Origin of the sequence: Oceanococcus atlanticus, assembly GCF_002088235.1 — a bacterium.
GTDB lineage: Bacteria > Pseudomonadota > Gammaproteobacteria > Nevskiales > Oceanococcaceae > Oceanococcus > Oceanococcus atlanticus.
This window is the reverse complement of sequence record NZ_AQQV01000002.1, coordinates 114948-136325: the sequence shown is the minus strand read 5'-3', so window position 1 is coordinate 136325 and position 21378 is coordinate 114948. Positions and strand designations below refer to the sequence as shown.

At 61.4% G+C, this 21378-nt stretch carries 19 protein-coding genes; 10 read left to right on the top strand and 9 right to left on the bottom strand.

Annotated elements, in window-relative coordinates; genetic code table 11:
• Window positions 1-79: 79 nt before the first annotated feature.
• The gene (gene katG, locus ATO7_RS07875) at window positions 80-2254 is read left to right on the top strand and encodes a catalase/peroxidase HPI (RefSeq protein ID WP_083561143.1); all 2175 of its coding nucleotides are present in this window, start codon (window positions 80-82) and stop codon (window positions 2252-2254) included.
• A gap of 72 nt (window positions 2255-2326) precedes the next feature.
• Here the strand turns inward: katG and ATO7_RS07870 are convergent, their stop codons facing one another.
• Both ATO7_RS07870 and ATO7_RS07865 read right to left on the bottom strand, forming a co-directional pair.
• Entirely contained in the window at window positions 2327-2758 is a 432-nt protein-coding gene (locus ATO7_RS07870) for a thiol-disulfide oxidoreductase DCC family protein (RefSeq protein ID WP_146680288.1), read from the bottom strand.
• A gap of 59 nt (window positions 2759-2817) precedes the next feature.
• Window positions 2818-3702: a tetratricopeptide repeat protein gene (locus ATO7_RS07865; protein ID WP_083561142.1), complete on the bottom strand. Its 885-nt coding sequence runs from the start codon at window positions 3700-3702 to the stop codon at window positions 2818-2820.
• Window positions 3703-3865: 163 nt separating this feature from the next.
• Here ATO7_RS07865 and ATO7_RS07860 point away from each other — a divergent pair, with 163 nt between their 5' ends.
• The gene (locus ATO7_RS07860; protein ID WP_083561141.1) at window positions 3866-5596 is read left to right on the top strand and encodes a DEAD/DEAH box helicase; all 1731 of its coding nucleotides are present in this window, start codon (window positions 3866-3868) and stop codon (window positions 5594-5596) included.
• On the opposite strand, the gene ATO7_RS07855 is transcribed toward ATO7_RS07860, so the two are convergent.
• On the bottom strand, window positions 5593-6054 hold the full coding sequence (locus ATO7_RS07855; protein ID WP_083561775.1) for a YaiI/YqxD family protein: 462 nt from the start codon (window positions 6052-6054) through the stop codon (window positions 5593-5595). The two genes, ATO7_RS07860 and ATO7_RS07855, sit on opposite strands and share 4 nt — an antisense overlap.
• Before the next feature lie 6 nt (window positions 6055-6060).
• Entirely contained in the window at window positions 6061-6597 is a 537-nt protein-coding gene (locus ATO7_RS07850) for a cytochrome b (protein ID WP_146680229.1), read from the bottom strand.
• A 96-nt stretch (window positions 6598-6693) separates the two neighbouring features.
• Here ATO7_RS07850 and ATO7_RS07845 point away from each other — a divergent pair, with 96 nt between their 5' ends.
• Window positions 6694-7461 carry an endonuclease/exonuclease/phosphatase family protein gene (locus tag ATO7_RS07845; protein WP_206044843.1) on the top strand — a complete coding sequence of 256 codons (768 nt, stop codon included), beginning with the start codon at window positions 6694-6696 and terminating at the stop codon, window positions 7459-7461.
• On the opposite strand, the gene ATO7_RS07840 is transcribed toward ATO7_RS07845, so the two are convergent.
• The 5 genes from ATO7_RS07840 to ATO7_RS07820 all read right to left on the bottom strand — a co-directional run bounded on the left by ATO7_RS07840 (window position 7454) and on the right by ATO7_RS07820 (window position 12236).
• Window positions 7454-8683 carry a phospholipase D-like domain-containing protein gene (locus ATO7_RS07840; protein ID WP_158523102.1) on the bottom strand — a complete coding sequence of 410 codons (1230 nt, stop codon included), beginning with the start codon at window positions 8681-8683 and terminating at the stop codon, window positions 7454-7456. The two genes, ATO7_RS07845 and ATO7_RS07840, sit on opposite strands and share 8 nt — an antisense overlap.
• A gap of 125 nt (window positions 8684-8808) precedes the next feature.
• Entirely contained in the window at window positions 8809-9087 is a 279-nt protein-coding gene (locus ATO7_RS07835) for a hypothetical protein (RefSeq protein WP_083561137.1), read from the bottom strand.
• A 46-nt stretch (window positions 9088-9133) separates the two neighbouring features.
• Window positions 9134-10201, bottom strand: a complete 1068-nt coding sequence (gene dinB / locus ATO7_RS07830; RefSeq protein ID WP_083561136.1) for a DNA polymerase IV — start codon at window positions 10199-10201, stop codon at window positions 9134-9136.
• 120 nt (window positions 10202-10321) lie between these two features.
• Window positions 10322-11239 carry an alpha/beta fold hydrolase gene (locus tag ATO7_RS07825; RefSeq protein WP_083561135.1) on the bottom strand — a complete coding sequence of 306 codons (918 nt, stop codon included), beginning with the start codon at window positions 11237-11239 and terminating at the stop codon, window positions 10322-10324.
• A complete protein-coding gene (locus ATO7_RS07820) occupies window positions 11226-12236 on the bottom strand; it encodes an NADP-dependent oxidoreductase (RefSeq protein ID WP_083561134.1) in 1011 nt (336 codons plus the stop codon). The genes ATO7_RS07825 and ATO7_RS07820 overlap by 14 nt, the downstream gene beginning before the upstream one ends.
• Window positions 12237-12351: 115 nt before the next feature.
• Between ATO7_RS07820 and ATO7_RS07815 the strand changes: the two genes are divergently transcribed.
• The 7 genes from ATO7_RS07815 (at window position 12352) to ATO7_RS07785 (ending at window position 21368) form a co-directional block, all read left to right on the top strand.
• Window positions 12352-13263 (top strand): LysR family transcriptional regulator, encoded by a 912-nt coding sequence (locus tag ATO7_RS07815; protein ID WP_083561133.1) that lies wholly within the window; start codon window positions 12352-12354, stop codon window positions 13261-13263.
• 68 nt (window positions 13264-13331) lie between these two features.
• Complete coding sequence (locus ATO7_RS07810; RefSeq protein WP_083561132.1) at window positions 13332-13538, top strand: hypothetical protein; 207 nt, start codon at window positions 13332-13334, stop codon at window positions 13536-13538.
• A 19-nt stretch (window positions 13539-13557) separates the two neighbouring features.
• Window positions 13558-15021, top strand: a complete 1464-nt coding sequence (locus ATO7_RS07805) for a TrkH family potassium uptake protein (RefSeq protein ID WP_083561131.1) — start codon at window positions 13558-13560, stop codon at window positions 15019-15021.
• Between the two features lie 67 nt (window positions 15022-15088).
• Window positions 15089-16105 carry a hypothetical protein gene (locus ATO7_RS07800; protein WP_083561130.1) on the top strand — a complete coding sequence of 339 codons (1017 nt, stop codon included), beginning with the start codon at window positions 15089-15091 and terminating at the stop codon, window positions 16103-16105.
• Between the two features lie 142 nt (window positions 16106-16247).
• Entirely contained in the window at window positions 16248-17456 is a 1209-nt protein-coding gene (locus ATO7_RS07795; RefSeq protein ID WP_083561129.1) for an acetyl-CoA C-acetyltransferase, read from the top strand.
• Window positions 17457-17624: 168 nt separating this feature from the next.
• Entirely contained in the window at window positions 17625-19772 is a 2148-nt protein-coding gene (locus tag ATO7_RS07790; RefSeq protein WP_083561128.1) for a 3-hydroxyacyl-CoA dehydrogenase NAD-binding domain-containing protein, read from the top strand.
• Window positions 19773-20243: 471 nt separating this feature from the next.
• Window positions 20244-21368 carry a CaiB/BaiF CoA transferase family protein gene (locus ATO7_RS07785; RefSeq protein ID WP_083561127.1) on the top strand — a complete coding sequence of 375 codons (1125 nt, stop codon included), beginning with the start codon at window positions 20244-20246 and terminating at the stop codon, window positions 21366-21368.
• Window positions 21369-21378: the final 10 nt, after the last annotated feature.

Below are 21378 nucleotides of genomic sequence, written 5' to 3'. Positions count from 1 at the left end.
TGCATTAGGCTATCAATCAAGGTGCATATCGCCATTGATGTGCGCGCGACTACAGTCCATCCCCATGAGGAGAGCACGCATGTCTGCAAACAACACATCATCTGCCGGTCAGTGTCCGGTCATGCACGGCGGCAACACCGCTGTTGGTCAATCCAGCATGGACTGGTGGCCCAAGGCCCTGAATCTGGACATCCTCCACCAGCACGACAGCAAAACCAATCCGCTGGGGGCAGACTTCAATTACCGTGAGGCGGTTTCCAGCCTGGATGTCGCAGCGCTGAAGCAGGATCTGCACGCTCTGATGACGGACAGCCAGGATTGGTGGCCGGCCGACTGGGGGCACTACGGTGGCCTCATGATCCGCATGGCCTGGCACGCCGCCGGCTCGTATCGCGAGGCTGACGGGCGCGGTGGTGGCAGCACTGGCAATCAGCGCTTTGCGCCGCTCAATTCCTGGCCGGACAACGTCAACCTGGACAAGGCGCGACGCCTGCTGTGGCCGCTTAAGAAAAAATACGGCAGCAAGATCAGCTGGGCTGATCTGATCATTCTGGCCGGGACTGTGGCCTATGAATCCATGGGTCTGAAAACCTTTGGTTTCGGCTTCGGTCGTGAAGACATCTGGCACCCGGAAAAGGACACCTACTGGGGCTCGGAAACTGAGTGGCTGGCGCCCAGCGACAACCCCAACAGCCGCTACTCGGGCGAGCGCGATCTGGAAAACCCGCTGGCGGCGGTGATGATGGGGCTGATCTACGTCAACCCCGAGGGCGTGGATGGCAACCCCGACCCGCTCAAGACCGCGCAGGACGTGCGCGTGACCTTCGCCCGCATGGCTATGAATGATGAAGAAACCGTGGCCCTGACCGCCGGTGGACACACCGTGGGTAAGTGTCACGGCAACGGCGACGCGGCCTTGCTGGGGCCCGATCCGGAAGCGGCCGAGCTTGAGGATCAGGGTCTGGGTTGGAACAACAAAACCCAGCGCGGGATTGGCCGCGATACCGTGACCAGTGGCATCGAAGGTGCCTGGACCACACACCCCACGCAGTGGGATAACGGCTACTTTCACCTGCTGCTCAACTACGAGTGGGAGCTCAAGAAAAGTCCTGCCGGTGCCTGGCAGTGGGAGCCGATCGATATCAAGGATGAGGATCGCCCGGTCGATGTCGAGGACCCCTCGATCCGGCACAACCCGATCATGACCGACGCCGACATGGCGATGAAGATGGATCCGGCCTACCGCAAGATTTCCGAACGCTTTTACAACGACCCGGATTACTTCTCGCAGGTCTTCGCTCGCGCCTGGTTCAAGCTGACCCACCGCGACATGGGGCCCAAGGCGCGCTACATCGGCCCCGACGTGCCGGCCGAGGATCTGCTGTGGCAGGATCCAGTGCCGGCCGGTCGCAGTGACTACGACGTGGCCGCGCTCAAGGCCCGCATCGCAGCCTGCGGTCTGCCGCTCAACGAGCTGGTGGCGACGGCCTGGGACAGCGCGCGGACCTACCGTGGTTCCGATATGCGCGGCGGTGCCAACGGCGCACGTATTCGTCTGGCGCCCCAGAAGGATTGGGAAGGCAATGAACCGCAGCGTCTGGCCCGGGTGCTCGACGTGCTTGAAGGCCTGGCGCGCGACAGTGGTGCCAGTGTTGCCGATGTGATCGTGCTGGCCGGCAACGTGGCCATCGAGCAGGCGGCCAAGGCGGCGGGCGTCGACATCGAGGTGCCGTTCTCACCAGGCCGCGGCGATACCACCGATGAGCAGACCGATGCAGCCTCGTTCGACGTGCTGGAACCGGTGCACGATGGCTACCGTAACTGGTTGAAGAAGGACTACCGCGTGAGCGCCGAAGAGTTGATGCTGGATCGCACCCAGTTGCTCGGCCTCAGCGCACACGAAATGACCGTGCTGGTGGGCGGCATGCGTGTTCTGGGTACCAACCATGGCGGCAGCAAGCACGGCGTATTCACCGCGCGCGAGGGCGTGCTCAGCAATGACTTCTTCGTCAATCTGACCGACATGGCTTACACCTGGGTGCCGACCGGCAATAACCTGTACGAAGTGCGCGAGCGCTCCACGGGCAAGCTGCGCTGGACGGCCACGCGGGTTGATCTGGTGTTCGGTTCCAACGCCATCCTGCGGGCCTATGCCGAGGTCTACGCCCAGGACGACAGTCACGAAAAGTTCGTGCGTGACTTCGTTGCCGCGTGGGCCAAGGTGATGAACGCAGATCGCTTCGATCTGGCTTGATCTGAACAGGGCGGGTTCCGTGTGTTTGCGCACGGAACCCGTTATTGACCAGCGCAGACAATCCATGCGTCGTCAGCGGGCTTGCGCAGGGGCGTGATCCGGCAGGAAACGGTGGGCATGGCGGTCGCTCGGCACGAGGCACTGGTCACGGCGACCGAACCAGCGGTATCGATTGCGTGCAACGTGGGTGTAGAGCTTGTCGCGCAGCACACGGGGTATCAGTCCGACTACGCAGACCAGAGGCCAGGGCAACGGCAGTTGACGCATGACGCGCAAAAAAGCTGTGGAGCGGGTGTAAATATGTGGCCCTTCAGCCAGCAGCATGGTGTCGAAGGTGTCGGTCGGCAGGCCATGAGCGGTCAGGATGGCTTGCCCCGCCGGTGATTGCACCGCCGCCAGTTTGAAGCGTTGGTGACGGTCGAAGCGCAGCACAAAATGCACCCACGCCGAGCACAGCGTGCAGACGCCATCAAACAGCACTACGCGATCGGTTGCTGCGTGCATTGACGAAGATTGCGGCGGGTTGTTCATGTGCACTGCGGTGTGGCTCTCGGCGGCCGAGCTTAGGTCTCTTGATGCTTGAGGATCTGCTGGAAGCGTTCGTTGTCAGCCAGCGCGCGCAGATGCGGCTCGTTTTCGGCGTGGCGTACCCAAGCCGGTTGCAGTGCGACGGCACGTTCCAGATCGTCGAGCGCCGCGTTGGATTCACCAAGTTCGGCGTGTGCACAGGCTTGCTGATACAACGCGTGTGCATTTTCAGGATCATTGGCCAGCACCTTCTCACACAGGCTCAGAGCCCAGCGTTGCTCGCCAAGTTCCAGTGCAGCGTCAGCTTTCCAGGCGAGCGCGTCGGCATCATCCGGGCGCAGTTCAAGAATGTGGTCATAAATCGCAATCTTGTTTTCCGTGCCGGGTTCCTTGCCAGCTTTCAGCCACAAGCTGTGAATTTCGTTGGTGCGCTCGATTTCATCCTGATTTGCGGCGATGGTCTGTGACTTGCTGCGCAGGTCGCGTTCCAGATCGGCCAGCCGTTTTTCGTACACGCTGGTCAGGCGGCTGATTTCGCCTTCGGCATACATGCGGACGTTGTCTTTCAGATCACGCACGCTGCGCCAGCCGACAATCGCCAGAATACCGCCGGCGACGGCGACAACGTAAAAGAAGGTCAGCACGGTATTCGATGCGTAGCTCATCGCCTTGTCGGCCACTTCCAGTTCGCGATCGACCACGATCGCATTCATCTGATTGCGATAATCCATCATGTCGTGGCGCAGGCTACGCAGCTCGCTGAGGATCCAGTTTTCCCGGAACGTGGAGATCTTCTCGGGTGCTTGCTCCGTAACCTGCGGCGCTGGCGGCTCAGCGCTGACGTTGTCCTGTGCCAGCGCCCCCAGCGATACAAGCGCAACACACAGTGCGACCAGGGTACGGGTGATGTGCGGTGTCATGAAACGTGTCCTTGCAGCGGTCGACAACTAAATATGGAAACGAAACATAACAAGACGCGCAGACCTGTGCGCTGATAAGGCGTAGAATTGCGCGCTTCAGACCAGTCGGCAGCCCTTGAGGCTGTGCAGGAACCGGTTCCACACTTTCTTTCCGGTTTTCCAGATGACCGACAGCATGACCACCTTTGACCAGCTTGAGCTGGCGCCCGCCGTATTGCAGGCCTTGGCCGCCGTGGGCTACGAAACCCCTACGCCGATTCAGCAGCGCACCATTCCCATCGTGCTGTCCGGGCAGGACCTGATCGGGCAAGCGCAAACAGGAACAGGCAAGACGGCCGCTTTTGCGCTGCCGCTGCTGTCCAAGATTGATCTTGACGATGCGCGCTGCCAGGCCCTGATTCTGGCGCCGACCCGAGAGCTGGCTATTCAAGTGGCCGAAGCCTGCCAGACCTATGCCAGCAAGATGCGCGGGTTTCATGTGCTGCCCATTTACGGTGGTCAGGATTACCGTGGTCAGTTGCGTGGTTTGCAGCGCGGCCCCCAGGTTGTGGTCGGCACGCCCGGGCGGGTTATGGATCACATGCGTCGGGGCACGCTGAAGCTTGAGGGTTTGCGTACCCTGGTTCTGGACGAAGCCGATGAAATGCTGCGCATGGGTTTCATCGACGACGTGGAATGGATACTTGAGCGCACGCCGGCCGAGCGTCAGATTGCGCTCTTTTCGGCCACCATGCCGACCCAGGTTCAGCGCATCGCCAAACAGCATTTGCGCGAGCCTGAGCTGATCCGCATTGAGCAAAAGGCGGCTACGGCCGAAACCATCCGGCAGCGCTACTGGCCGGTTGCCGGCTTGCACAAGCTGGATGCGCTGACCCGTATCCTGGAGGCCGAAGACTTCGACGCCATGATCATCTTCGTGCGTACCAAGCTGGTTACCCAGGAATTGGCGGACAAGCTTGAAGCACGTGGTTTTGCTGCCGCAGCCCTGAATGGCGACATGGTTCAGAAGCAGCGCGAACGCACGGTCGAGCAGCTCAAGAATCACAAGCTCGACATTATCGTGGCCACCGATGTGGCGGCGCGTGGGCTGGATGTGCCGCGCATTAGCCATGTTGTGAACTACGACATCCCGCACGATGTCGAGGCTTATGTGCACCGCATCGGTCGCACCGGTCGCGCGGGTCGATCAGGCGAGGCGATCCTGTTTGTGGCCCCGCGTGAGCGCCGCATGCTGGCGGTGATTGAGCGAGCTACGCGCAAGCCGATCGACAAGATGGCGCTGCCGTCGACCGAAATCATCAATGACAAGCGCATCGCGCAGTTCAAACAGTCGATCACCGACACCTTGGCTGAGGGCGATGTGGGTCTGTTCTCGCAGTTGATTGAGCAGTACCAGCAGGAGCACAACGTTCCGGCGCTTGATATCGCTGCGGCTCTGGCGCGTTTGGCGCAGGGTGACAAGCCGTTGCTGCTGGAGAAGCCCAAAGCGGAGAAACGTGCCGAAGGCAAGGTCAAAGCTCAGGAACGCAAGCGCGAACGCAAAGGCACAGCCGCTGCTGCACCGAGTGGCATGCAGTTGTACCGGGTTGAGGTGGGCAAGCAGCATCAGCTCAAACCGGGCAATCTGGTCGGCGCCATTGCCAATGAAGCGGGACTGGATGCACAGCACATTGGGCGCATCGACATCTATGAGGATCACAGCATTGTGGCCTTGCCCGAGGGTATGCCCAAAGCGACCCTCAGTCACCTCAAGAAAGTTTGGGTTGCCGGACAGAAGCTGAAGATGAGCCTGGCCGGCGAGCGGACATCGGCAAGCACGCCGACCCAGCCGCCCAAGCGTCGTGCTGCCAACAAGCCGGACAAGAAGCGCAAACGCAAACCGGCTAAAAACTAGTCCGGGGCGGTTTTCGCGTGTTGCGCCAGGAAGCGGTCGAGTTGGTTAGCGAAGGCCTGCCGGTCGCGTGCATGTAAGGGCGCTGGCCCTTCGGTCTGCACGCCGCTGGCGCGCAGGGTTTCCATGAAATCCCGCATGGTCAGGCGCGCCTTGATTGAGTCAGCTGTATACATTTCTCCGCGCGGGTTGAGGGCGAGGGCGCCCTTGGCGATGACTTCGGCGGCCAGCGGGATGTCGGCAGTAACGACCAGATCGCCAGCCTGTACGCAGCGCACGATTTCGTTGTCGGCGACATCAAATCCAGCAGCCACCTGACGCAGGCTGATATGTGGGCTGGGTGGGACCCGCATCGGATGATTGGCGATCAATGTGGTGGTAACACCTTGCCGCTGCGCGGCACGGAACAGAATGTCCTTGATCGGAACAGGACAGGCATCGGCATCAACCCAGACTTGCATGACCATTCAGTCCGGCTTGCCCCACATGCGGGGCCACACATCATGCTGCGCGCCTTGCATGCGGTGGATCAGCACCATCAGAGCATGGCCACAGACCAGCACAAACAGCAGCCAGCCCAGCTCACCATGCAGCAGACTGCCCAGATCGACCATCCAATCGATCTTGGCGCCGTCGAATCCGCCCATCAGTGGCAGTCCAAACGGCTCGAAACTGCGACCTGAGCCGTACTGACGGATCAGGGCCAGGGCCGGAATGGAAATCATCAGCAGGTACAGGGCGATATGTCCCAGGCGCGCGGCCAGGCTCACCGATGGCGGTCGCTGGGTGCGTTGTGCCAGTGCCCACGCCAGGCGCAGCGCGGCGAGTACCAGCAGCACGAAGCCTAGAGGTTTGTGCCACGGCCAGAACAAGGCTTCGAAGGCGCTGTCCTCGAAACCGTAGTGCGCCATGGCCGAGGTGAACTGGATCGCAAAAAGAGCCGCCATGCTCCAGTGCAGGATGCGCGTGAGCGTTCCGTAGCGGGTCGAACTGTCGGCGTTCATATGTGAAATCCCCATGCGTGATCGAAAAGCTTGTGTTTGCGTTGCATGATAGCGGCAGGACTGCGCGAACCCTATCGGCATATGCAAGAACAGACCTTGGACCCGCAAAGACATCTGCGCCTGATGACCTACAACATGCAGGTCGGCATTCGGACCCGTCATGTTGGCGAGTACCTGGCGCGTTCGTGGCGCCACGTGTTGCCATCGTGGCGGCGTAACGACGACTTGGCTCCGGTGGCGCAGATGCTGCGCGGGCATGATCTGGTGGCCATCCAGGAGGCTGATCTGGGTAGCTATCGCACCCGCTCGGTCAACCTTCTTGACCACCTGGCGACACATGCGGAGTACCCGTACTGGCATGCGCATGGTCACCGCCGTCTTGGGCCGTTCGCGCGTCATGCCATGGGCGTGCTGAGCCGCCGCGCCTTGAGTGAGGTCGAAATTTTGCGTCTGCCGGGGCGGGTGCCGGGGCGTGCGGCGGTGATTTACCGACTGCCGGTCAGTCACGGTCACATCGCGATTGTGGTGACTCATCTGGCCCTGGGGCGCACTGATCGGGCACGTCAGCTCAGCCACATCGTGCAGGCCACCCAGGGCGATGAGCACGTCATTCTCATGGGCGATCTGAACTGTGATGAGGGTGAGCTTGAAGCCCATCCGGTGTTGCGTGAACGCGGCTTCATATTGCCCGCCGAGCCCTCACACAGCTATCCGAGCTGGCGCCCTCGGCGGCAAATTGATCATGTGCTGGTGACGCCTGGTTTTCGCCTCGTTTCGGCCTCGGCAACGCCGTTTGGCTGGTCTGATCACCTGCCGGTGCAGGTCGATGTTGAACTGCCCTCAGGGATTATTCTGCCTACATGAAGTAGGCAAAGCGTCGCGCCAGCCAGGCGCTCAGTCGGGTCCAGCGCGAGCGCTTCTTCCAGATGTTCATATCGACTTCGAGCGAAACTTCAAGGTCGCGACTAAACGCGCGCGCCAACTGGTCAGCGACGCCCGTGTCATGAAACAGCACATTGCATTCGGCATTGAAATTGAACGAGCGAAAGTCGAAATTGGTTGAGCCAATGATGGCCAGTTGGGCATCGGCCAGTACCGTCTTGGCGTGCAATACGGCGCGTTGATATTCAAAGATGCGGACGCCAGCGCTTAGCAACTCGTGGTAATAACCTTGAGTGGCGCTGCGAATGATCGGAATGTCGCAGTGCCCGGGCAGCAGTAAGCGTACGTCTACACCGCGCTGAGCCGTGTGTTTGAGTAGCGCCAGTATGGCGCGGCTGGGTGCGAAATAAGCGTTGGTAATCCACACCCGCTGGCGCGCCGCGCCCAGGCTTGCGGCATAGCTGGCGAAGACTTCGTTGGTGCCGCGGCCGGGGCGCGAATCCAGCACCAGCGTGCGGCAACCTGGACGCGTTTTGTGGTGGCTGCTTGGCCACGCCAGTGGTTTGCCGCCAGCACTCTCCCAGCTCTCTGCGAAGATGGCGGCCAAGTCTGAAACGATGGTGCCTTGCAGGCGCACATGCGTGTCGCGCCAAGCCGCTTCGCCGGGGCGACCATCGTGGTATTCATCGCCAATGTTCATGCCGCCGGTAAAGCCGACGCGTCGGTCCACGATCAGCAGTTTGCGGTGATCGAGTATTGGTAAAAGCCCACGCGGTGCGTACATCGGCCGGCGTGATAGCCGAAATCGACTACCGCTGCGACGAAACATCGACCAGAACTGGCGGCGAGTCTGAGACGAGCCAAACGCATCCGCCAGCACGCGCACTTCGACACCACGGGCGACAGCCTTGCGCAAGGCGTCGAGAACGGCTTGGCCGGTGGCATCGCCGCGCAATACGTAAGCTTCGAGCAGGATTTCCTGCTGTGCTGCCTGGATGTCCGCAAGCATGGCCGCAAAAGCACTGTGCCCGTCGAAAAATGGCGTGGCCTGAGTGTCGCTGTGGAACTCGGTCTGATCGATGGCACAGAGCAGGGCCGCGTAAGCCGGGTCTTCTAATCCCTGGCCAAGTTCCACGCAGCGTTGGTAAACCTGCAGGGGGCGGAGCGCCGCGGGCAGTTTGCGTTGCGCGTGCGGGTGCAGCATTGGCCGCCAAACACGTTTACGCCGGGCCGCAATCTGTGGGTCCAGGGCGCTTGCACGGGGAGGGCTTGTTGACTTGTCTGGCGCACGCTTCATGCGCTTAAAGTAACCGCAGATGGTGCTGCGGACTAGCCTTCTGGTGTGACGTCGTGCACGGCCAATTCGCGAGTTTGACGGGCTTGTCGGGCGCCGCTGAGCTGGCGTTGGCACTCGCCCTCATGAAAGCGCGTGAAGTCGTCGCGCAGGAGCACGCCACAGTCAAAGCCGAAACGACGAGGTCCCAGAACCGGTTGCGACGCAGGCAATTCGATGACGTCGCCGAGCGCATTGAATCGCGCGCCATCACGCTGAGCGGTGCTGGCGCAGCCCAGCAGGACGAGGGGGATAAGGCAGGCAAGAGCTTTCATTCAGCCCGTCACTCTAGGGCGGGCATGCGACAGTTTGATGAAGCCTTTATGACAATTCGAAGAGCGTAGCCTGCTGGGGCTCGTCCAAGGCTTCGCGAAAATTGGACAGACCAACACCGACCAGTCGGTAAAGCTGTGTAGAGGGCAACTCGACACGCTGCAGCAGCGACAGAGCAATGTGCGTCAGCTCATCGGCAGAGCGGGGTGGCGAGGCCGGTGTGTGGCTGCGGGTCAGAATGCGGAACTCGCGGGTTTTGAGTTTGAGCACCACCGTGTGGCCTACACGCGGGGTTTTGTGCTGCGCAGTCCAAACCTTGAGTGCAAGGCGCTCGATTGTGGGGCGCAGCTCGTGCAGCGGTTGATCGTCGGCGAAGGTGTCTTCGGCCGAGACCGACTGCACCGGCTGGTGTGGCTGAACCGGACGCACATCGTGGCCTCGCGCCAGATCAAACAGACGTTGTCCATAGCTGCCAAAGTGACGGCTGAGGTCTTCGCGCGAGTGCTCACGCAGATCGCCAACGGTGCTGATGGCAAGAGCGGCCAGACGGCGCTGCATGACCTTGCCAACGCCGGGAATGCGTGCCACCGGCAGAGGGTGCAGGAAGGCATCGACCTGGTGCGGCTTGATCACAAACTGACCGTCGGGTTTGCGCCAGTCTGAGGCCACTTTGGCCAGGAACTTGTTTGGCGCAACGCCCGCCGATGCGGTCAGATTGAGCTGCTCACGAATGGTCTTGCGAATACGTTGGGCCACTTCGCTGGCGGTGGCGATATTTTGCTTGTTCTGGGTTACGTCAAGGTAGGCTTCATCGAGTGAAAGCGGCTCGATGAGGTCCGTATGCTGGGCGAAAATTTCGCGCACCTGACGCGAGACTTCGCGGTAACGGTTGAAGTCCGGCGCGACGAATTCGAGCGCTGGGCAAAGTCGCTCGGCTCGCAATGCGGGCATGGCTGAGCGCACACCAAATTTTCGTGCTTCGTAGGAGGCAGCGCAGACCACCGAGCGTTGGCCGCGCCATGCCACGGCAACTGGCTTGCCGCGCAATTCGGGTTTGTCGCGTTGTTCGACCGAGGCGTAGAACGCGTCCATGTCGATGTGCACGATCTTGCGCATGGGGCGTTTCAGCAGGAGCCCAAAGGGCAGCCAGTGGGCTCAGCGTATTGCGGCGGCATGCGGGTTTCGCGTGATCACAAGTGCGCGAAGTATCCCGCCATGCGGGGCTGGCGGCAAACCTCAGACCAGACGGAAGTGGTGGATCATCTCGCGCCCCAGCCGGGGCATCAACGCGTTGGGCAGATCATGGCCCCAGCCGTCGATGATCACGCTGCGCGCGTGCGGGATGCGCTGGCCCAGATCGTGCGCCGCGGCGACCGGGATCAAGGGGTCGTCCTGACCATGCAGGATCAGCGTCGGGGCGGCGATTTTTTGCAGCAGCCGGGCACGGCTGCCGGAGGCCAAAATGGCCGCCATCTGGCGCACCGTGCCCTGCGGGTTCATGTTGCGATGGATCTGCTGGGCCACCTTGGCGCGCAGCTCTTCGTCGTCCTGCGGGTAGCCGGGGCTGCCGATCAGCCGGAAGGTCTGCATGGAGTCACGAATGGCCTGCTCGGTGTCGCTGGCGCGCTTGCGCAGCAGGCGCAGTCGCAGCTTGAGACTCGGCCCGGGCAGGCGAGGGTGGCCGCTGGAGGTCATGATCGCGGTCAGGCTGCTGACCCGTTCGGGATACCAGGTGGTCAGCAGCTGGGCGATCATGCCGCCCATCGATACGCCCACCACATGGGCTTTGGCGATACCCAGCGCGTCGAGCAGGCCGAGGCTGTCCTGGGCCATGTCGTTGAGCTTGTAGGGCACGTTCGGGCGGCGGCCGAGTCCGGCGGCCAGCGCGATGCGGGCAATATTGGGCTTGCCGCAGTGGTCAAAATGGCTGGACAGCCCGACGTCGCGGTTGTCGAAGCGGATAACCTGAAAACCGGCTTCGACCAGCTGCTTGCACAGGGCATCCGGCCACATCACCAGTTGGCCACCCAAGCCCATGATCAGCAGCACCGCCGGATCTGTGGGCACGCCCCAGCGTTCGTAGGCGATGGAGATGCCGTTGGCGCTGACCGTGCCGCTGTCGATATCTGTGGGGGTGGCGTCAGTTTGGCTCATCGATTTCCAGGACCAGCTTGCCGAAATTCTCGCCATTGAACAGCATCAGCAGGGTCTCGGGGAAATTCTGAAGGCCTTCGACCACATGCTCGCGTGATTTTAGCTGGCCGGATTGCAGCCACTGCGCCATCTGGGTCACCGCTTCGCCATAGCGGGCTGCCCAGTCGAACACCACCATGCCGGTCATGCTGGCGCGATTGACCAGCAAGGACATGTAATTGCTCGGGCCTTTAACCGGGGTGGTGTTGTTGTATTGCGAGATCGCACCGCAGATCACGATGCGGGCATGCATGGCCAGGCGGGTCAGCACCGCATCGAGGATGTCGCCACCAACGTTGTCGAAGTACACATCAATGCCATCGGGGCAGTGCTGTTTGAGGCCCGCTTTGACGTCGCCGGTCTTGTAGTCGATGCAGGCGTCAAAGCCCAGTTCGTCAACCACATAGCGGCATTTCTCGGCGCCGCCGGCAATCCCGACCACACGGCAGCCCTTGATCTTGGCGATCTGCCCAACCACCGAGCCAACCGCGCCGGCGGCCCCCGACACCACGACGGTTTCGCCATCCTGGCATTTGCCCACTTCAAGCAGGCCGAAATAGGCGGTCATGCCGGGCATGCCCAGGGTGCCCAGGTACAACGGCAGCGGCGCCGCTTTGGGGTCGACCTTGTTCACGCCACGCCCGTTGGAGATGGCATAGTCCTGCACGCCGAACAGGCCGCTGACGGTGTCACCAACAGCGAAGCCATCGTGCCGCGAGGCGACCACTTCGCCTACCGCGCCAGCGCGCATGACCTCGCCGATGCCCACCGGCGGGACATAGGATTTGCCTTCGTTCATCCAGCCGCGCATGGCCGGATCGAGTGACAGGTAGCGCACCCGAACCAGGAATTCACCGTCGCCCGGCTCGGCAACGGGGCTGGTTTCGTAGCTCCAGTTGTCACGGGTCGGTGTGCCGACAGGGCGTTGGGCGAGTTTGAACTGGCGATTGGTGCTCATGCGGGTCTCCAGGAGTGGTGCGGGCGCAGGGCTGAGCTGCGCAGAGGTGGCGGCAGCATAAGAACGCTCTTAAAATCAATCAAATGTATTTGATCTATGCCGAGCCATTCATTCTGTGAATGTCAGTAAGATAGACCTCAACCTGCTGGTGGTGTTTGACGCCATCTTCAGCGAAGGCGGTATCACGCCGGCGGCGCGCAAGCTGCATCTGACCCAGCCGGCCGTCTCCCATGCCTTGAATCGCTTGCGCGACGCCCTGGGTGATCCTTTGTTCGTGCGCGAGGGGCGCGCCGTGGTGCCGACACCGACCGCACGCAATCTGGCCCGGCCGGTGCGCGACATCCTGCGCGACGTGGATCTGATGCTGTCTGATCTCAACCGCTTTGATCCGGCTACCACACCGCACAAATTCACCCTGGGTATGCGCGATGTGAGTGAGCCACTGCTGATGCCGGCCCTGCAGCGCAGCATCAGCGCGGAGGCGCCACAGATCGATCTGGCTTCGATCCAGACCGACCGGCGCGCGCTCGAATCGGAACTGGCCAATGGCCATCTTGATGTCGCGCTGGACATGCATTTGCCCGTGTCGGACAAAATTTTGCGTCAGCGTGTGCAGTTCGACCCGCTGGTTGTGGTCTGTCGCGCCGGACATCCACGCCTGAACATACATGCCACGCTGGAGGACTATCTGGCTGAGGGCCACATTTTGGCCACCGTGCGCCGTTCTGGCGGTGGCATCGAAGATATGGAGTTATCACGCCACGGGCTCAGCCGGCATATCCAGCTGCGCTGCCAGCATTACTTTGCGGCCCTGGAAGTGGTCCGTCATAACGATCTGGTGCTGACCATGCCGCGCGGCTATGCCGAGGTGGCCAACCGGGCCGGCGATTTCCTGATCCTGCCGTTTCCGCTCGATCTGCCGCCGCCGGAAGGCTACGTTTACTGGCACGAGAATGTGGATGACGACCCCGCCAATCAGTGGCTGAGGCGGCATATTCTGGGCGTGTTCGCACAGCGCGAGGCTTAGCTTGCGGTGCGCTGATGGGTATATCATGCGGGCCCGCAGCACGCTGGTTCGGGACAAGGCATGAAGGCATGAGCGGCTTATCGGAATCCGAGTGGCGTCAACTGCGCCGGATTCAGCGCGGGCTGCCGCTGAGCGGCGAGCCGGGCGAGTCGGCCACCTTGCTGAATCTGCGCGAGCGCGGTTTGATCGAATCCCTGCCAGCGCAGATGCTGCCGCTGGAAAACACCGCACGACGCTGGCGCCTGACCGAGGCCGGCCGTGATGCGCTCAAATGAGTCCGCACCTCTGACCGGAATGACCAGCGACAGTGTGATCAGGCGGGTTGCGCCGATCGGCTTCGCAATCGGCTTGCTGCTGGCCATCCTGTCCTTGTTCATGCTGGTTCCGGCCTTGCTGGCCGCGGCCACCGCTACTGCTGGCGCCGGCGAGTTCGGTTTCACCAGCCTGGCCACCCTGGCCATAGGCCTGATCCTGTTCCGCGGCTTTCGGCCGGTTTTGCACAGCATGTTGCCGCGCCAGATGTTCCTGCTCACCACCACGGTGTGGGTGGTGGTCAGTGCGGTGGCGGCGCTACCGCTGGTGTTTGTTGAACACATCAGCGTGACCGACGCGTTCTTCGAAACCATGTCGGGGATCACCACCACCGGCTCGACGGTGCTGGTCCAACTTGATCAGCACGCTCCGGCCATTTTGCTGTGGCGTTCGATCTTGCAATGGCTGGGCGGCATCGGCTTTGTGGTCATGGGCGTGGCCATACTGCCGTTTCTGCAGGTTGGAGGCATGCGTCTGTTCCAGACCGAATCCTCGGACTGGTCGGAGAAGGCCATGCCGCGGGCCCGTCAGGTGGCCGGCTCAATTGCCAGCGTGTACGTCGGTCTCACGCTGGCCTGCCTGCTGCTCTACGTGGTTTTCGGGATGTCGCTGTTTGATGCGGTCAATCATGCCCTGACCACGGTCTCCACTGGCGGCTATTCGACCTCGGATGCTTCGTTTGCGCAGTTCCATCAGGCGTCACTGCACATCGTGGCCATTGTTTTCATGTTGCTTGGCGGTTTGCCGTTCATGCTGTACGTGCGTCATCTGCGTGATCAGCCGCTGGTGATTTTTCGCGATGAGCAGGTGCGGGCGTTCCTGGTGTTTGTGCTGGCTGCCAGCGCATTTCTGGCCGCCTGGCTGAGCCTGACCGGGCAGGCCGATGCGCCGCGTGCCTTGCTGCTGGCCACCTTCAATGTGGTCTCGGTGGTGACCACCACCGGCTTTGCCACCGATGACTACACCACCTGGGGGCAGCTGCCCGTAGTGGCGTTTTTCTATCTCACTTTTATAGGTGGCTGTTCCGGCTCAACCTCGGGCGGCATGAAAATTTTCCGCTTTCAGCTGGCGGTGCGGTTGCTGCACAGTCAGTTGCTGCAACTGGCGTACCCGCGCCGTGTGCTGCCCAACACCTACAACGGCCGGGTGGTGGGCGATGACATCATGCGGTCGGTGGTGGCGTTCTCCTTTGCGTTCTTCGCCACCATCGGCGTGTTGGCCATGTTTCTGTCCAGCCTGGGTCTGGATGGTGTGACCAGCCTGAGTGCTGCGGCCACTGCAGTCACCAATGTGGGGCCGGGGCTGGGCGAAATCGTCGGCCCGGCCGGCAACTTCGCCAGCCTACCCGACGCGGCCAAGTGGGCACTGTCGGCGGGCATGTTGATGGGGCGCTTGGAGGTCATGACCGTGCTGGTGCTGCTGACCGCTGGGTTCTGGCGCGGCTAGGGCGGGGCCTGCGGGCAGCTGGCCCGCATCTTGCTTCGCGGGAGGCGTTCAATTCTCAAGGACGGTCATGAACAGTCTGACCCGGCGCACGGCGCGCCTGCCTGCGTTGCGTATTCATTCCCACAAGGCGATGTGGGCCCTGGCGATCGGTCTTGCGGTGGCCTTTGCCCTGATGATCTGGCTGGTTTTCAATGTCTATGTCCATCAGATGCCGGCGGGTCCCTCGCGTGATTGGGTCACGCATTCACAGAATGTCTGGCTGATCAGTACCGTGCTGTGCGGGGCGCCGTTCATCCTGTGGGTGGCTCATTTGATGCGGCGTCAGTTTCAGGCCGCGGAATGCATCGGCAATCTCAATCGCAAGACGGTGGCTGATCTGGCTGCGATGTCACGCGCCCAGGATTCACTGTGGGTGCCAGCCAAAGCCACCCCCAGCTATCAGGTTCAGTTTCGTCGTTTGCGGGCCGGGCCGGTGCGCTGCGACACCACGGACATTCGCCTGGCTGAGCCGGATACGCCGACCGACAGTTACTTTCTGTTTGCCACGGTGGAAGGTGATGACGTGTTGACCGCCTATGAGGCCCTGCTGCTGGACTGGGCCCTGCAGGCGGAAACCTTATCCGCCTCGGCCAGCGATGAGCGCCAGCGGCTGGTCAACTACATGACCCGTGGCATGCTCGGGCGCACCATACACGGCAGTGTGGTCGAGCTTGGCCGTGATGGTGCAATTCAGGCGCGCAGCGTCAATCGCTCGCATCTGTACCTGGTCAAACGCGTAGACGGCCACGTGCAGGTCGGCATGCCGCTGGGTTATCAGCTGAGTGCCGAGTACAACGAGGCGCCGTTGTCCGATTGGTCGGATCATCTCAGCCCTGGCGACCGCATTATTGCGGCCTCCGCCAGCTTGCTCGATGTCTTCGAAACGCACCATGCCGGAGGATTTTCGACCTTGCTGGAGATCACCGCCGCGCGCCCGCTGGAGGAGGCCGAGGCCACCATCTGGGAAGAGTTTCTAATTCATGTCGATACCCATGCGGTAAAGCGTGATGCCACCTTGGTGATGCTCGAGTACCGCAATAGCTAAGTGGCATTGCGCCGTTTGCGCGCACAATCCGCCGCGGTGACTGGTGGAGTAAAATGTCTATTTTTGAGCGATCGCATCATTGTTAGGTTGAGGTGCAGGGCGCACACTCCGGGGCCTGTCTTGTACACAACCGGGAAGGGACATGAGTCACCAAGCCTATATTTACGATGCGGTACGCACGCCGCGCAGCAAAGGCAAGAAAGGCGGCAGCCTGTATGAAGTGAAGCCGATCGATCTGGCCTCGGGTCTGCTCAAAGGCCTGCAGCAACGCCACGATCTCGATACCAGCAAGGTCGATGACGTGATTTTTGGTTGCGTTGGTCCGGTCGGCGAGCAGGGCGCAGACATTGCCAAGCTGGCTGTTCAAAACGCCGGCTGGGACGAAAATGTGGCCGGTGTGCAGCTCAACCGTTTCTGTGCCTCGGGTTTGGAAGCGGTCAACAGCGCGGCCCAGAAGGTCATGTCCGGGTGGGAAAGCCTGGTGGTTGCCGGTGGCGTGGAAAGTATGTCGCGCGTGCCCATGGGCAGTGATGGCGGTCCTTGGGTGTCTGACCCGGGCTTCGTTGCCGACACCGGCTTTGTGCCGCAGGGTATCGGTGCCGACACCATTGCCACGCTGGAAGGCTGGAGCCGCGAAGATGTTGATGCGTTCGCGCTGGAATCGCAGCGTCGCGCCACTCATGCCCGCGACAACGGCTACTTCGACAAGTCGGTCATGCCGGTGCGCGATGCCAATGGCCAGATGATTCTTGAGCGTGATGACTTCATCAAGCCGGATTCCACCATGGAAGGCCTGGGCCAGCTCAAAGCGTCCTTCGAAATGATGGGGGGCATGGGTTTCGACGATGTGATCCTGCGCAAGTACAACAGCCTGAGCAAGATCAACCACGTGCACACGCCGGGTAATTCCTCCGGCATTGTGGACGGTTCCAGTGCCGTCTTGATCGGCAACGAGTCCATCGGCAAGGATCTGGGGCTGACCCCGCGCGGGCGCATTGTCGCCGGTGCGATCGTTGCCACCGATCCGACCATCATGCTGGTCGGCCCGGGTCCTGCAGCCAAGAAATGCCTCAAAACCGCAGGCATGACCAAGGACGACATTGATCTGTGGGAAATCAATGAAGCGTTTGCCGCAGTCGCCCTGCGCTACATGAAAGACCTCGACATCGATCATGAGATTACCAACGTCAACGGCGGCGCCATCGCCATGGGCCACCCGCTGGGCGCCACCGGCGCCATGCTGGTGAGCACCGTGCTGGATGAGCTGGAGCGGCGCAATCTCAAGCGCGGCATGTTGTCGCTTTGTGTTGGTGGTGGGATGGGGATTTCCACGATCATTGAACGCCTCTAAACGCGGCTGAATGCACGCGCTTTTCGCGTGCTGGCCGTGTTGGCGCCGTGCTCGGTCGGTTGCGTATTTCAATACGCGCCCTCCCTGCGCGCCGCGCCGCCTTGCCAGCCCACGAAAATCACGCACCTGCAGCCACGTTGGCCGAATCAACGAATTGAGTAGATCAAAATGAGTGTTTTCAAGTACGACAAGGATGCCGACGGCATCGTGACGATCACCATGGACATGACCGGGCCGGTCAACTCCATGAATGAAGAATATGAGCAGGCCATGGGCGAGACCGTGGCCAAGCTTGAGGCGGAACAAGGGCTGAGCGGTGTGGTGATCACCTCGGCCAAGAAGGTGTTCTTTGCCGGTGGCAATCTGCACGGCCTGCTGGCCTTCGAGAAGGGCAAGGACGAGGCGCGTTTCATGGCCTCGCTGGACAAGATCAAGGATCAGTTGCGGCGTCTGGAGAAACTGCCGGTTCCGGTGGTGGCGGCCATCAATGGCGCGGCTCTGGGCGGTGGTTACGAAATTTGCCTGGCCTGCAATTACCGCGTGGCCTGGAATGATCGTTCGGTGCAGGTGGGCTTGCCCGAGGTCACACTGGGCCTGCTGCCGGGCGGTGGCGGTGTGGTTCGCTTGACCAATTTGCTGGGTATTGAAGCGGCCGCGCCGTATCTGCTGGAAGGCAAGAAGCTCGATCCGGCCAAGGCCAGCAAGGCCGGGCTGGTCGATGCCACGGTCGAGTCGCTGGATGAGTTGGTCCCGGCCGCCAAGAAGATGATCCTCGACAACAAGAGCAATGCCGAAGCGGCGGTACAGCCGTGGGATCGCAAGGGCTTCAAGATTCCGGGCGGGCGCGCGGATCATCCCAAGATGGCGCAGGTGCTGATGATGGCGCCGACCATGACGGTCAAGAAAACCCGTGGACTGCTGCCGGCCCCGATCGAGATTCTGGATTGCATGGCCGAGGCCGCACGTCTGGATTTCGACACCGCGCTGAAGGTTGAAAGCCGTGGCCTGACCAAGCTGGTCGGCACGCCGGAAGCCAAGAACATGATCACCACGTTCTTCTTCCAGCTCAATCAGATCAACTCGGGCGCCAGCCGTCCGAAAGACGTGCCCAAGAAGAAGGTCAAGAAGCTGGGTGTGCTGGGCGCCGGCATGATGGGGCAGGGCATTGCCTATGTCTCGGCCAAGGCCGGCATCGAAGTGATCCTCAAGGACATCAGCATGGAAGCCGCCGAGAAGGGCAAGGCGTATTCCGAGATGCTGATGGACAAGGCCATCAAGCGTGGTCGTGCCACCCCGCAGAAGAAACAGGATCTGCTCGACCTGATCAAGCCGACCGACCAGGTTGATGACCTTGCCGGTTGTGATCTGATTATCGAAGCGGTGTTCGAGAACTTCGAGCTCAAGAACAAGATTTTGGCCGAAACCGAAGACCAGCTGCCGGAAAATGGCGTGTGGGGCTCCAACACCTCGACCCTGCCGATCACCCAGCTGGCCGAAGCCAGTCGCAATGCGGAAAACTTCATCGGCATTCATTTCTTCTCGCCGGTCGACAAGATGCCGCTGATCGAGATCATCTGCGGCGAGAAAACCTCGGGCGAGACCCTCGCCCTGGCTTTTGATTACACCATGCAGATTCGCAAGACCCCGATCGTGGTCAACGACTCGCTGGCGTTCTTCACCTCGCGAACCTTCGGCACCTACCTGGATGAAGGCGTGCGTCTGCTCAGCGAAGGCCTGCACCCGATTCGAGTCGACAACATCGGCAAGGGTATCGGCATGCCGGTGGGGCCGCTGCAGGTGCACGACGAGGTCAGTCTGGAGCTCGGGCGTAAAGCCGGGGAAACCTGGGAGGCGATGGGCTACAAGGACAAGTGGGGCGAGCGTGAAGCGATGAGCGAAGTGCTGGGCTTCATGATCGGTGAGCATCAGCGTGGCGGGCGTTACCACGGCGGCGGTTTTTACGACTACGAAAACGGTCAGCGTCAGCTGTGGCAGCCGCTGCTGGACAAGTACTACAAGGCCGATGTCGAGATCAGCGACGATGATATCGGTGATCGTTTGATGTTCCGTCAGGTCATCGAAACGCTCAAATGCCTTGAAACCAACGTGCTGCGCACCGTGGCAGATGGCAACATCGGCTCGATCATGGGGATCGGTGCGCCGATTCACACCGGTGGCTTCCTGCAGTTCATCAACACCTACGGGGCGCAGAAGTTTGTCGACCGGTGTCGCGAACTGGCGGCTGCCTACGGTGAGCGCTTCGAACCACCGCAGATCGTGGTGGACAAGGCGGCTTCGGGTGAGTTGTTTGCCTGAGGTTGAGGGAGTCAATCCATTCTTGTGCGACTGACGACTCGCCGCTGCGCGGTGCCTGCCCGTCTACGGGGCTCGGTGGGGTCGTTCCGACAGGACGTCCTGTCCTGGCGGAACTCAACTCGCCATCCGGGCGAGTTGACCCCATTCGCCCCGCAGCCGTGCAGCGAGTCGCCTTTACATTCGCACAAGAACGGATCGCCTCAGAGAGGCATGCCATATCAAAAACATGAACCCGGCCGGCACTGCGGCTGGAGCGACTGGCCGGCTTTTGGTCGGGCATAGAGAGCACGCGCCGTTGGGTTGCCGTGCGATGGATGGCGATTCGCCTGGACGGCGAATCGAAGTGCGTCAGGACAGGATGTCCTATCGCGCTGACAGCCAATCGCGCGGCAAACCAACGGGTACCGCGAAGCGGCGCGTGATCAGCCCGACCGGAAGCCGGTCAGTCGCACGCACGATCTGGAGAGAGCCATGGGGCCATTAAAAGGCGTCAAAGTCATAGAAATCGCGGGCATTGGTCCGGGCCCATTCGCCGGCATGTTGCTGGCTGATATGGGGGCCGAGGTGATCTCGGTGGAGAAGCGGTCGGGCAAGCAGGCCTTGCCTGACTGCGCACGTCGCGGCAAACGCTCGATTGCCCTGAATCTGAAATCAGCCGAGGGCATTGAAGCCTTGCTCAAGCTGGTCGAAAAGGCCGACATCCTGTTTGAAGGTTTTCGGCCGGGCGTGATGGAGCGCCTCGGCGCCGGACCGGACGAATGTCTGGCCCGCAATCCTGCACTGGTGTATGGACGCATGACCGGGTGGGGGCAGTTTGGCCCGCTGGCCAAAGCCGCCGGCCATGACATCAACTACATTTCACTGACCGGCTCGCTGCATGCGATTGGTCGTGCCGGCGACAAACCGGTGCCGCCGCTCAACCTGGTTGGCGATTACGGTGGTGGTGGCATGTTCCTGGTCATGGGCATGCTGGCGGCGCTGCTGGAAGCGCGTCAGTCGGGCAAGGGGCAGGTTGTGGATGCGGCGATGACCGATGGTTCGGCCGTACTCATGGCCATGTTCCATTCCCTGCAGGCCATGGGCATGTGGAAATCCAAGCGGGGTTACAACTTCCTGGATTCCGGTGCGCACTTCTACGATGTGTACGAAACCCAGGACGGCAAATACGTCTCGATTGGTTCGATTGAGCCGCAGTTCTACGCCTTGCTGCTGGAGAAGGCCCAACTGGATCCGCAGGTGTTCGGCAATCAGAACAATCCGGCGCTGTGGCCGGATCTGAAAGACAAGCTGGCTGCGGTGTTCAAAACCAAAACCCAGGCTCAGTGGTGTGAGCTGATGGAAGGCAGCGACGTGTGCTTTGCCCCGGTGCTGGATTTCAACGAGGCTGCAACACATCCACACAATGCGGCACGTCAGACCTATATCGAGGTCGATGGCATGACCCAACCGGCGCCGGCACCGCGCTTCTCGCGCACCGCCTCGCAGGTTCAGTTCGGTTCACGTCCGCATGGTGCCGACACCCAGCAGGTGCTGAGCGACTGGGGCTTCAGCGACACCGACCTGGACAGCCTCAAGGCCGCCGGCGGCTTGTCGTAAGAGCGGGCGG

Coding starts and splice junctions, on each gene's coding strand:
- ATO7_RS07825 (WP_083561135.1), bottom strand. CDS start 11,239: ATGAGCCAAACTGACGCCACCCCCACAGATATCGACAGCGGCACGGTC.
- ATO7_RS07795 (WP_083561129.1), top strand. CDS start 16,248: ATGAGTCACCAAGCCTATATTTACGATGCGGTACGCACGCCGCGCAGC.
- ATO7_RS07810 (WP_083561132.1), top strand. CDS start 13,332: ATGAGCGGCTTATCGGAATCCGAGTGGCGTCAACTGCGCCGGATTCAG.
- ATO7_RS07805 (WP_083561131.1), top strand. CDS start 13,558: ATGACCAGCGACAGTGTGATCAGGCGGGTTGCGCCGATCGGCTTCGCA.
- ATO7_RS07835 (WP_083561137.1), bottom strand. CDS start 9,087: ATGAAAGCTCTTGCCTGCCTTATCCCCCTCGTCCTGCTGGGCTGCGCC.
- dinB (WP_083561136.1), bottom strand. CDS start 10,201: ATGCGCAAGATCGTGCACATCGACATGGACGCGTTCTACGCCTCGGTC.
- ATO7_RS07870 (WP_146680288.1), bottom strand. CDS start 2,758: ATGCACGCAGCAACCGATCGCGTAGTGCTGTTTGATGGCGTCTGCACG.
- katG (WP_083561143.1), top strand. CDS start 80: ATGTCTGCAAACAACACATCATCTGCCGGTCAGTGTCCGGTCATGCAC.
- ATO7_RS07790 (WP_083561128.1), top strand. CDS start 17,625: ATGAGTGTTTTCAAGTACGACAAGGATGCCGACGGCATCGTGACGATC.
- ATO7_RS07820 (WP_083561134.1), bottom strand. CDS start 12,236: ATGAGCACCAATCGCCAGTTCAAACTCGCCCAACGCCCTGTCGGCACA.
- ATO7_RS07860 (WP_083561141.1), top strand. CDS start 3,866: ATGACCGACAGCATGACCACCTTTGACCAGCTTGAGCTGGCGCCCGCC.
- ATO7_RS07785 (WP_083561127.1), top strand. CDS start 20,244: ATGGGGCCATTAAAAGGCGTCAAAGTCATAGAAATCGCGGGCATTGGT.
- ATO7_RS07850 (WP_146680229.1), bottom strand. CDS start 6,597: ATGAACGCCGACAGTTCGACCCGCTACGGAACGCTCACGCGCATCCTG.
- ATO7_RS07840 (WP_158523102.1), bottom strand. CDS start 8,683: ATGCTGCACCCGCACGCGCAACGCAAACTGCCCGCGGCGCTCCGCCCC.
- ATO7_RS07865 (WP_083561142.1), bottom strand. CDS start 3,702: ATGACACCGCACATCACCCGTACCCTGGTCGCACTGTGTGTTGCGCTT.
- ATO7_RS07800 (WP_083561130.1), top strand. CDS start 15,089: ATGAACAGTCTGACCCGGCGCACGGCGCGCCTGCCTGCGTTGCGTATT.
- ATO7_RS07855 (WP_083561775.1), bottom strand. CDS start 6,054: ATGCAAGTCTGGGTTGATGCCGATGCCTGTCCTGTTCCGATCAAGGAC.